The organism is Nitratireductor sp. GCM10026969 (assembly GCF_042660605.1).
GTDB lineage: Bacteria > Pseudomonadota > Alphaproteobacteria > Rhizobiales > Rhizobiaceae > Chelativorans.
In genome coordinates this window covers 1-11641 of record NZ_JBHSUM010000134.1, presented here as the reverse complement: position 1 = coordinate 11641, position 11641 = coordinate 1, and the positions used below count along the sequence as shown (strand labels likewise).

Below are 11641 nucleotides of genomic sequence, written 5' to 3'. Positions count from 1 at the left end.
GGAGGCCGGCGGCCAGTCAGTCCTCATGGCGCCGACGGAACTGCTCGCCCGGCAGCATCTCGCGACCATCGCCCCGCTTGCGGAGGCGGCCGGCCTGAAGGCCGCGCTTCTCACCGGCCGCGAAAAAGGCCGCGAGCGCCAGGCTGTGCTCGACGGGATTGCCTCGGGCGACATCGCCTTCGTCGTCGGCACCCATGCGCTGTTCCAGGAATCGGTGCATTTCAAGGATCTCGTCCTCACGGTCATCGACGAGCAGCACCGGTTCGGCGTTCACCAGCGCCTCGCCATCACCGCCAAGGGGAACGCGCCCGACATGCTGGTGATGACGGCGACGCCGATCCCGCGCACGCTGGTGCTTTCGGCCTTCGGCGACATGGACGTCTCGCGGCTAACCGAAAAGCCCGCCGGCCGCAAGCCGATCCGTACCGTGACGATGCCGGCGGAGCGGCTGGACGAGTTGATGGCACGGCTCGGCGAGGCGGTCGAGGAGGGGCAGAAGGTCTACTGGATCTGCCCCCTGGTCGAAGAATCGGAAGTGCTTGAACTGACCTCCGCGGAGGATCGCTTCGCCGCGCTTGAACGGGTCTTCGGACCCGCCGTCGGCCTCGTCCACGGCCGCATGGCGGCCCGCGAGAAGGATGATGCCATGCGTGCCTTCAGGGACGGCGCTACGCGCATCCTCGTCGGCACAACGGTGGTGGAGGTCGGCGTGGACGTGCCGGACGCGACCATCATCGTCATCGAGCATGCGGAACGCTTCGGCCTGGCACAACTGCATCAGCTGCGCGGCCGCGTCGGGCGCGGCGAGCGGCCCTCATCCTGCGTTCTGCTCTACAAGGGGCCGTTGGGCGAGACCGCCAAGCGGCGCCTCGCCATCCTGCGGGAGAGCGAAGACGGCTTCCTGATTGCCGAGGAGGATCTGCGGCTGCGTGGCGAAGGCGATCTTCTGGGAACGCGCCAGGCCGGCTCGCCGGGCTTTCTGGTCGCGCGGCTGGAATTCCACGCCGAACTCCTGGCAACGGCCCGCGACGACGCGCGGCTTCTCCTCGCCCGCGATCCGGAACTCGCTTCCGAGCGGGGCAAGGCCTTGCGAATGCTGCTTTACCTGTTCGGCAAGGATGAGGCGGTGCGCCTTCTGCGGGCCGGTTGATCGGCCAGAGCCTCCTCGGCCAGAGCTTTGGTTTTTGCCTCATATTCGGGCGAGATGAGGCCGGCCGAGATCACCAGTTTGGCCCCGTCCTCCACCGACATGTCAAGCTCGATGATCTCGTTGCGCGGCACGTAGAGGAGATAGCCGGACGTCGGGTTGGGGGTCGTCGGAAGGAAGACGGCCACGGCCGGGTTGTCGTCCCCGTTGGTGAGGTGGCGCACCTCCCCCCGCGCCTCGGTGGCGATGAAGACGAGCGCCCACAGCCCCTTACGCGGATACTCGATGAGGCCCACCTTCTTGAAGGTGTCCGAACGCTCCGAGAGCACCGTCTCCAGGATCTGTTTCAGGCCACGATAGATGCTGCGCACGAGCGGCATCCGGCCGAGAAGGTATTCGCCGTAGGAAACGATCGTGCGCCCGATGATGTTGGCCGTGAGAAAGCCCGCCAGCGTGATCACCACCAGGGCGACGATGAGCCCGAACCCCGGCACGTCAAAGGGCAGATAGGTATCGGGATTGTAGCGGGCCGGGATATACGGCTTGACCCAGGAATCCACCCACCGGATCAGCGACCACGTCAGATAGAGGGTGATCGCCAGGGGCGCGGTTACGATGAAGCCCGTCAGAAAATAATTGCGCAGGCGGGTCACCGGGCAAGTCCTCGGATATCGGCTGAATAGGGAAAAAAGCTCGGCACCGGCGAACACTACCCGAGGAAGGCAGCGTTCGTCCAGATGAAACGGAGCGAGTCGATCGCCCGACCTTTCGCTATTCCACCGTCACCGACTTGGCGAGATTCCGGGGCTGATCGACGTCGGTGCCCATGGCAACGGCAGTGTGATAGGCGAGCATCTGCACGGGGAGCGCGTAGATGATGGGGGCGATAAACTCCGGCACCTCCGGCATGACGATCGTTTCCACGCCCTCGAGCGACGTGCCGGCCGCTCCCGCCTCGTCCGTGATGAGGATGATGCGCCCGCCGCGTGCGGCCACCTCCTGCATATTGGAGACGGTCTTTTCGAAGATGTGATCGTGCGGGGCGATGACGATCACCGGCATCTTCTCGTCGACCAGCGCGATCGGCCCGTGTTTCAACTCGCCCGCCGCGTAGCCCTCGGCATGGATATAGGAAATCTCCTTGAGCTTCAGCGCGCCCTCAAGCGCCAGCGGATAGCTGGTCCCGCGACCGAGATAGAGCACATGGTCGACCTGCGAGAGCTCGCGCGCCACCTTCTCGATCCGCTCCTCCAGCTTCAGGGCTTGCGAGGCGTAGCGCGGCACTTCCGAGAGTGCCTTGACCAGCGCACCGGCCTGTTCCTTCGTCAACGTGCCCCTTTCAATCGCCGCCCGGACGGCCAGAACGGCGAAGATGGACAGCTGACAGGTGAACGCCTTCGTCGAGGCAACGCCAATTTCCGGGCCGGCGAGTGTGGGAAAAATCCCGTCGCTTTCACGGGCGATGGTGGAATCGCGCACATTGACGATCGATGCGATCGGGACCCCCTCCCCGCGGCAATACCGCAACGAGGCGAGCGTGTCGGCCGTCTCGCCCGATTGCGAGACGAAAAGGGCGGCACTGGCGGCCGAAAGCGGCATCTCGCGGTAGCGGAACTCGGAGGCGATATCGATGTCGACCGGCAGGCGTGCGTAGCGCTCGAACCAGTATTTGCCGACGAGCCCGGCAAGATAGGCCGTGCCGCAGGCGGAAACGGCAAGCCGGTCGATCCTGTCGAACGCGATCGGCGAATCGAAACGCTTCACCTCGCCGGCGGCGAAGTCGAGGTAATGGGCCAGCGTGTGCCCGATCACCTCCGGCTGTTCGTGGATCTCCTTCTCCATGAAGTGCCGGTGATTGCCCTTGTCGACAAGGAAGCTGGTGCCGACCGACTGCTGGCGCTTGCGCTCCACGCGCGCGCCGTCCATGCCGAAGATCTCGATGCCCGAGCGACGCACGACAGCCCAGTCGCCGTCCTCCAGATAGGTGATGGAATCGGTGAACGGCGCCAGCGCGATGGCGTCGGAACCGAGATACATCTCGCCGTCGCCATGGCCGACGGCAAGCGGCGGTCCCTGGCGCGCGCCGACGATCAGGTCGTCGTCGTCACGGAACATGATCGCCAGGGCGAAGGCACCCCTCAGGCGCTTCAACGCGGCGAAGGCGGCATCCTGAGGCGCAGCGCCGCGGCCAAGCTCGCGCGCCACCAGATGGGCGACCGCCTCCGTATCGGTCTGCGAGGCGAAGCGGTAGCCGTCGGCGGTCAGTTCCTCGCGCAGTTCGGCGAAATTTTCGATGATGCCGTTGTGGACGATCGCCACATTGTCGGAGAAATGCGGATGAGCGTTGGTCTCGTTGGGCACGCCGTGCGTTGCCCAGCGCGTATGGCCGATGCCGATCATCCCGCCGAGCGGCTCATCCTGCAGGCGCTTTTCGAGGTTGACCAGCTTGCCCTCGGCACGCCTGCGTCCAAGCCGGCCATCCTCGACCGTAGCGACGCCCGCCGAGTCATAGCCCCGATATTCGAGGCGCTTCAACGCGTCGACGATCAGCGGCGCGACCGGCCCGTGACCCACGATGCCTACGATTCCGCACATGTTTCCCCGCCTCCTTCAGTGTGGTCCGCCGGCCGACAAAAGAGCCGTTCTTAACCCTTCCCAAGGCCATATCGCGAAGTGGGCGTCCGCCAAAGACAAAAATGGTTTCAGGCGTGTCACAGCACCCGCCCGCGGGACCGACGGGTGCGCTTAATCGATATCGGCGATCTCGGCGCCCTCGCCCCCGCTGACGCGCTGGGAGAGCGAGGCCTTCATCAACGCGTCCAGCCCGCCGTCGAGCACCTCTTGCGGATTGGTGCTCTCGGCGCCGGTGCGCAGGTCCTTGACGAGCTGATAGGGCTGCAGCACGTAGGAACGGATCTGATGGCCCCAGCCAATCTCCGTCTTGGCCGATTCGGTGGCGTTCGCCGCCTCCTCGCGCCGCTTGAGTTCCTCCTCGTAGAGGCGCGCGCGCAGCATGTCCCAGGCGGTGGCCCGGTTCTTGTGCTGGGAGCGCTCCCTCTGGCACTGCACGACGATTCCGGTGGGAACGTGCGTGAGCCGGACGGCGGAGTCGGTGGTGTTGACGTGCTGGCCGCCGGCGCCGGAGGCACGGTAGGTGTCGACGCGCACCTCCGATTCGGGGATGTCGATCTCGATGCTCTCGTCGATCACCGGATAGACCCAGACGCTGGCGAAGGAGGTATGCCGGCGTGCGTTGCTGTCGAAGGGTGAGATACGTACCAGGCGGTGCACACCCGATTCTGTCTTCAGCCAGCCATAGGCATTGCGCCCCCTGACGAGGATCGTCGCCGACTTGATGCCTGCCTCCTCACCGTCATGGACTTCGAGCACCTCGATCTTCATCTTCCGACGCTCGGCCCAGCGCGTATACATGCGCAGAAGCATCGATGCCCAATCCTGGCTCTCCGTGCCGCCAGCGCCGGCGTGGACCTCCAGATAGGTATCGTTGCCGTCCGCTTCGCCGGAAAGCAGCGTTTCGATCTGCCGGGAGGCGATCTCGCCGCGCAGGGCGCGGATGGCTGCTTCCGCCTCCTCGACGACCGACTCGTCGCCCTCCTCCTCGCCAAGCGCGATCAGTTCCACATTGTCGTCAAGGGACTGGGACAGCCCTTTGATGGCGTTGATGTTCTCTTCCAGGCTCTGACGCTCGCGCATAAGCTTCTGCGCTTCCTGCGGATCGTTCCACAGGTCGCTGTCCTCGGCGCGCGTGTTGAGATATTCGAGCCGCTTTACCGCCTCGTCCCAGTCAAAGATACCTCCTCAGCAGGCCGATCGCCTGCTTGATTTCTTCGACCAGATTTGCCGTTTCGTTGCGCATTTGTTGTCTCTGTTTGGGATTAGGCGTGAATCGGGGCGGAACCTACGAGCGGGGAACGCGCCTGTAAAGCGCATGCAGGCCGGCATTCCGGACCGGCCGCCTCGCCTTCGCGCGCCGCCGCGGTTTCCGTTAGAAGAGCCCGCCGGCGCCGGTGGTGATCGCGCGGTCGGCTTCCGGCGAGATTTCCTGTGCCTGGGCGCTGCCCTGCATATCTCCGATGACCCAATAGGTGTCGGCCGGTCCCGTTCCGGGTTTGAAGGCCTCCATGATGACGCCGGGCTGCCCAGCTTCGGCGTGCATGCCGGTCTTACGGTCGATGGCGACTACCTTCATGCCGTCCGGCACGCGGAAATCAACCGGCGTCGTACCCTCAAGGGCCTTGGCCATGAACTCCTTGAAGATCGGCGCCGCCAGGCCGCCGCCGGTCGATCCGCGGCCCATCGGCCGCGGCTGGTCGTATCCCATGAAGACACCGACCACCAGATCGGGTGTATAACCGATGAACCAGGCGTCCTTCTCGTCATTTGTCGTGCCGGTCTTGCCGGCGATGGGATAGCCAAGTTCGGAGACGGTGGTCGCCGTCCCGCGCGTCACCACGCCTTCCATCATGGAGGTGATCTGATAGGCGGTCATGGGATCGAGCACCTGCTCGCGATCGTCGATAAGTTCGGGCTCCGGCTGGTTTTCCCATGCCTCCGCGTCACAACCGCTGCACTCGCGCTGTTCGTGCTTGTAAACCGTCTTGCCGTAGCGATCCTGGATACGATCGATCAACGAGGGCTGGATGTACTTGCCGCCGTTCGCCATCACCGCATAAGCCGAGACCATGCGCATCAAGGTCGTCTCGCTGGAACCGAGCGCGTTTGCGATGTGCCTGGACATTTTGTCGTAAACGCCGAAACGCTCCGCATATTCCGCAACGAGATCCATACCCATGTCCCGGGCCAGCCGCACGGTCATCAGATTGCGCGAGCGCTCGATGCCGGCGCGCAAGGTCGACGGCCCGGCGAACTTCCCGCCATAGTTCTTGGGCTCCCACAGAGTGTTTCCGACCTGGATGGAGATGGGCGCGTCGAGCACCACCGAGGCGGGCGTATAGCCGTTGTCGAGGGCGGCGGCATAGATGAACGGCTTGAACGCGGATCCGGGCTGGCGCAGCGCCTGCGTGGCGCGGTTGAATTCGGAGGAGGCGAAGGAAAAGCCGCCCGACATGGCCAGCACACGGCCCGTATGCGGGTCCATCGCCACCATCGCGCCGCCGATCTCCGGGACCTGGCGCAACTGCCATGCGTTCTCGCCGTCTTCCTTCTCCTCGACATAGACGACGTCGCCGGGCTGCAGCACCTCGGCGGGCGAGGACGCCTTGACGCGCCTGCCATCGACCATGTGACGCAAGGCCCATTGCATGTCGTCGACCGCGATCGTTCCCGTCTCACGCTCCTCCGATAGGGTGCCGGAGACTTCGCGGCCGGGCTGAAGGCCGATGGTCACCTGGTTCTCACCGGCCTCCAGAACCACCGCCAACTGCCACTCCGGCACGTCGCTCAGCGCTTCGATCTCGCCGAGCGGCACCCCCCAGTCTCCATCAACGGAGATCTGGTCCACCGGACCGCGGAAGCCGCGCAGCGTGTCATAACGGATGAGTCCGTTCTGCAGGGCCTTGCGGGCGTAGAGCTGCAGTTGCGGGTCGAGCGTCGTCTTCACCGACAGGCCGCCCTCATAGAGCGCGTCCTCGCCGTAACGAGCGATGATCTCGCGCCGCACTTCCTCCGTGAAAAAGTCGGCCGCGAAGAGATAGCTGCCGCGCCGGCGCGGCGTGACGTCGAGCCCGGTCGCCTTGGCTCTTTCCGCCTCCTCGGCGCTGATATAGCCATTGGCGTGCATCTGGTCGATCACCCAGTTGCGGCGCTCGATCGCCCGGTCGGTGTGGCGGAAAGGATGATAGTTGGACGGCCCCTTCGGCAGCGCGGCGAGATAAGCCGCCTCGGCGACGGTGAGTTCGTTGACGGATTTGTCGTAGTAGGTCAGCGCGGCGCCGGCGATTCCATAGGCGCCGAGGCCGAGCCAGATCTCGTTGAGATACAGCTCGAGAATGCGGTCCTTCGAGTATGCCTGCTCGATCCTGAAGGCGAGGATCATTTCACGGATCTTGCGCTCGATCGTCTGGTCCGAGGACAGGAGAAAGTTCTTCGCCACCTGCTGGGTTATCGTCGAGGCACCGACGAGCCGGCGGTCGGAGCCGAGATTCTGGAGATTGGTGATGACCGCGCGCATCAAACCGGTCGCGTCGACCCCCGGATGGCTGTAGAAATTCTTGTCCTCGGCCGACAGAAAGGCTTCCTTCACCGTATCGGGAATCGCCTGAATCGGCAGGTAGAGGCGCCTTTCGCGGGCAAATTCCGCCATCAGGTTTCCGTCGGACGCATGAATCCGCGTCGTGACCGGCGGCTCATAACGGGCGAGGACCTCGTAGTCGGGAAGATCCTTTGTGAGATTGCCCACATAGAGGGCCACGCCGGCCGCAGCGACCAGCGCCAGGACGACCCCGATGCCGAAGAAATATCCCAAAAGACGTATCATGCCCGCTCCAGTGTGGCCGAATTCCGCCCGGCCCATCGTTTGCGCCGGCTATCATACCATCGCGACAGCGCAGAGAAATCACTATCGTTCCCAGCCCTGCCCGCCTGTTGTGAGCAAAATGGGGCAAACACTGCGAGAGAACAGTCGTTTTTGATGAACATCCCGTGAAAAGCGCGCGGCGTTGTGTCTTTGCCACGCCTCCTGCCGGCTAACCGCCCGCCGCCCTTTTTGCCTCCGCAAATACGGCGATCGCCTCGACGATGTTCCGTGCCGCCCGCTCTCGCCAATCGGCATCACGCAACTGCTCCTCCTCTTCCGGATTCGACAGGTAACCAAGTTCAAGCAGCACCGAAGGCACGTCGGGAGCCCGCAGGACGCGGAAACCGGCCGAACGCATCGGGTTGTTGACGAAGTTCACCGTGTCGGTCAGCTTGCCGACGAGCGTACGCGCGAAGCGGATCGAAAAAGCATGGGTTTCGCGCCGAATCAAATCGGCAAGGATATCCGTCACCTCGTCCTGGTCATCCTTTTCAGCAAGGCCGGCAAGCGAATCGGACAGATTCTCGCGCGCGGCCGTCGCCGCTGCTTCCGGGTCCGAGGCCTTGTCCGAAAGGGTATAGACCGTCGCGCCCCCGAAATCCTTGATCCTGATCGAGTCGGCGTGGATCGACAAAAGGAGATCGGCGCCGTTCTCGCGCGCGATCCGCACCCGTTCGTCGAGCCGCAGGAAGACATCGCTTTCGCGCGTCATCACTACGTTGTATCGCCCGGTCTCTTCCATCTTGTTCTTCAGTTCCAGGGCGAAGGCCAGCGTGATGGTCTTCTCCTGCGTGCCGCCGGCACCGCGCGCGCCGCTGTCGATCCCGCCATGCCCGGCATCGATGGCGACGGTGAAGCGCTCGTCATCCGCCTCGATCCGCCGCCTCTTGGCCGCCGACCCTGCCCCCGGCGCCGAATCGATACGCTCGCGCATGGCCGCCTCGAACGCCTCCTCCGAGGCGGAGACAAGGTCAACGATGAGACGGTAGCCCGCCGACGTTTCGTTCTGCAGTACCGAGAGCTCATCCAACACAAAAGGGCCCACCAGTGTGACGATCATGCGCGAATGCCCCTCCCGCATGCGGCCGTAGCGAACCCGCGTGACGAGCCCACGCGGTTCGGTGCGAGTCTCGTCGATCGCAAATTCCGTCTCCGGCAGGTCGACGACCAGTCGATGCGGCGCACGCAACAGGAACCAGTTGACCTCCGGCTTTCGGTCGAAATGCAGAATGATCCGCATGCGCTGCTGGTCGCCGGCCATTCTGTAGTTGTAGGCATGAATGGGGGCGGAAGACCCCGCGGCCGCCTCGTGCATCGCCCCCTCTTCCTGTGCGCCAGCCTGCGTGACCAGGCCGGCCGCAATGAGGAGAATGATGAAAAAGAGCGCGCCGAGGGTGCGCAGAAATTGCAATGGTCCGGCGGCATCCTCATATGAGAGGTGTGGGAGCCTGCCCGACCTGTGCGGTTTGTCCCGATCCAACGCGCGCTCCTGCCTGGTTTCGCGGCCCCATGTTGCGCTTAACCGATGCCTGGGGCGGCTTCAAGGCGAGACATGCCCGACGCGGCTGCATCGAAATCAGGGTTGCCATCGATGCAGCCAAATCATAAAAGCGGCACTGAACCATCATCGCGTCCGTTACCATGGTGGTCAGAGCGCCAGGGTTCCTCGCAAGCCCTCGGGAACGACGCGGCGGCAACGATGGCTCCAAGGATTTCTGCGAGGTGTCGACGGCGGATGCCGGACCCTCAACGTAAGGAAAACGGCCGGGGAATCCTGTGCCGGCTCATGACGAGCAAAGCAACGGGTTCGGCGATTCGGACCCATATCGAAACGGTTCTGCCAGGCGACGAGATGCCTTTGAACACAGTCAGCAATCTTCCCCGAGTGTCCCGCGCCCCTATGGCCGCGACCCGGCGCGCTGACGTTTCGAGGCCGAGACCGGCAGACTACAGATTATCCGGTACCCATATCCGAGTTCGGGCAGCAAGTGGCGTAAGCGCCCCCGCCCGACAGTGGATTCGTGCCGGGGAGACAAGACTTTATGCCCAACAAGATGCTCATAGATGCCTCCCACCCGGAGGAGACCCGTGTCGTTGTCGTACGCGGTAGCCGTATCGAAGAATTCGATTTCGAATCACAGGACAAGAAGCAGCTCCGAGGAAACATATATTTGGCGCGCGTAACGCGCGTCGAACCCTCGCTTCAAGCGGCTTTCGTCGAATATGGCGGGAACCGCCACGGTTTCCTTGCCTTCAGCGAAATACACCCGGACTACTATCAGATTCCGGTCGCCGACCGGCAGGCGTTGCTCAAGGCCGAAGCCGAGGAGGCAAGGGCCGCCGACGACGCGGAGGAAAGCGAAGCGCAGGCCTCGAGCGCCCGCGGCAAGAAGCGCCGGCGTGGTGGACGCCGCGGCAACAAGGCGGAGAACGGGCAAGCGTCCGCGGAAGCGGATGCCGCAAATCCCGCGCTCGCCGAAGCCGCCAATGGCGGCGATACCGTTTCCGAAGACGTCCCCGCCGCCAGCGGCGGTCAGGACGATGCCAACGGCGCTGAAGACGGCGAGGTCGACACGGTCGGCGCCGAGGACGCGCTCGACGAGGCGCAGAACCGCCGCCGCCCGGTGCGTCGCAACTACAAGATCCAGGAAGTCATCAAGCGCCGGCAGATTCTGCTGGTTCAGGTCGTCAAGGAGGAGCGCGGCAACAAGGGCGCCGCACTCACCACCTATCTCTCCCTTGCCGGGCGCTATTCGGTGCTGATGCCGAACACGGCGCGCGGTGGCGGCATCTCGCGCAAGATCACCAGCCCGCAGGACCGCAAGCGGCTCAAGGACGTCGTCAAGAGCCTCGACGTGCCCGAAGGGATGGGCGTCATCCTGCGCACCGCCGGCGCCAACCGCACCAAGGCGGAGATCAAGCGCGACTACGACTATCTGATGCGCCTGTGGGAAAAGGTTCGCGGCCTGACGCTGGAATCGATCGCTCCGACTCTCGTCTACGAGGAAGGCAGCCTGATCAAGCGGTCGGTGCGCGACCTCTACAACAAGGATATCGATGAGATCCTGGTTGCCGGCGAGGAAGGCTATCGCGAGGCCAAGGACTTCATGCGCATGCTGATGCCGAGCCATGCCAAGATGGTTCAGCCCTATCGCGATACGGTGCCGATCTTCGCCCGCAACGGCATCGAGGGACAACTCGATAAGATGCTGCAGCCGCAGGTCACGCTGAAGTCCGGCGGCTACGTCATCATCAATCAGACCGAGGCGCTGGTCGCCATCGACGTCAACTCCGGCCGCTCCACCAAAGAGCACTCCATCGAAGACACCGCGCTGCAGACCAATCTGGAAGCGGCGGAGGAAATCGCACGGCAGTTGAGGCTGCGGGATCTCGCCGGCCTCATCGTGATCGATTTCATCGACATGGAGGAAAACCGCAACAACCGCGCGGTCGAGAAAAAGCTCAAGGAGTGTCTGAAGAACGATCGGGCGCGCATCCAGGTGGGGCGCATCTCCCATTTCGGCCTTCTGGAGATGTCGCGTCAGCGGATTCGCGCCAGCGTCCTCGAAAGCACGATGCAGCCCTGTCCACATTGCGGCGGCACCGGGCATGTGCGCTCCGAATCGTCGGTCGCCCTTCTGGTGGTGCGCTCTATCGAAGAGTACCTTCTGAAGGACTCGCGCAACGACATCACGGTGCGCACCCCCGCCTCCACTGCGCTCTACCTGCTCAATCACAAGCGCTCGAATCTGGTCGATCTGGAGGCGCGATTCGGCGTGATCATAACGGTCGAGGCGGATGACGGACTGAACGGCCAGCACTATGTGATCGTGAAGGGCCAGCCGGCCACCCGCCCCGCGGCAGGCGATTTCACGGCGCCGGCGACCGTTCCGGACTTGGATCTCGCCGAGGAGGAGGATTCCGCCGAGGACCAGGGCGAAATGGTGGACGACGCCTCGGCCGTCGGCGAAGAATCCGGCGGTTCCGGCCGCAAGCGC

Annotated in this window: 7 protein-coding genes; 2 read left to right on the top strand and 5 right to left on the bottom strand. The window is 64.0% G+C overall.

Annotated features, from left to right (window positions below; genetic code table 11):
- A partial coding sequence (locus ACFP9U_RS19820) for an ATP-dependent DNA helicase RecG (protein WP_378624102.1) occupies positions 1-1150 on the top strand: 1150 nt, incomplete at its 5' end.
- On the opposite strand, the gene ACFP9U_RS19815 is transcribed toward ACFP9U_RS19820, so the two are convergent.
- From ACFP9U_RS19815 to ACFP9U_RS19795, 5 genes are all read right to left on the bottom strand, one after another.
- Positions 1102-1800: a DUF502 domain-containing protein gene (locus ACFP9U_RS19815; RefSeq protein WP_322451516.1), complete on the bottom strand. Its 699-nt coding sequence runs from the start codon at positions 1798-1800 to the stop codon at positions 1102-1104. The two genes, ACFP9U_RS19820 and ACFP9U_RS19815, sit on opposite strands and share 49 nt — an antisense overlap.
- Before the next feature lie 118 nt (positions 1801-1918).
- The gene (gene glmS, locus ACFP9U_RS19810) at positions 1919-3742 is read right to left on the bottom strand and encodes a glutamine--fructose-6-phosphate transaminase (isomerizing) (protein ID WP_378624100.1); all 1824 of its coding nucleotides are present in this window, start codon (positions 3740-3742) and stop codon (positions 1919-1921) included.
- Between the two features lie 150 nt (positions 3743-3892).
- Positions 3893-5024 (bottom strand): peptide chain release factor 2 gene (gene prfB, locus ACFP9U_RS19805; protein ID WP_378624099.1). Its coding sequence is split into 2 segments (ribosomal slippage): positions 3893-4957 and positions 4959-5024, totalling 1131 coding nucleotides; the frame shifts between segments, so codons are not numbered across the junction.
- A 129-nt stretch (positions 5025-5153) separates the two neighbouring features.
- Entirely contained in the window at positions 5154-7604 is a 2451-nt protein-coding gene (locus ACFP9U_RS19800) for a penicillin-binding protein 1A (protein ID WP_378624097.1), read from the bottom strand.
- Between the two features lie 208 nt (positions 7605-7812).
- Entirely contained in the window at positions 7813-9054 is a 1242-nt protein-coding gene (locus ACFP9U_RS19795; protein WP_378624096.1) for an N-acetylmuramoyl-L-alanine amidase, read from the bottom strand.
- A gap of 631 nt (positions 9055-9685) precedes the next feature.
- Here ACFP9U_RS19795 and ACFP9U_RS19790 point away from each other — a divergent pair.
- The coding region (locus ACFP9U_RS19790; RefSeq protein ID WP_378624094.1) for an Rne/Rng family ribonuclease at positions 9686-11641 on the top strand (1956 nt) is incomplete at its 3' end.

What these genes read in the sequence shown, in the direction of transcription:
- glmS (WP_378624100.1), bottom strand. Translation starts at nt 3,742, where the DNA reads ATGTGCGGAATCGTAGGCATCGTGGGTCACGGGCCGGTCGCGCCGCTG.
- ACFP9U_RS19800 (WP_378624097.1), bottom strand. Translation starts at nt 7,604, where the DNA reads ATGATACGTCTTTTGGGATATTTCTTCGGCATCGGGGTCGTCCTGGCG.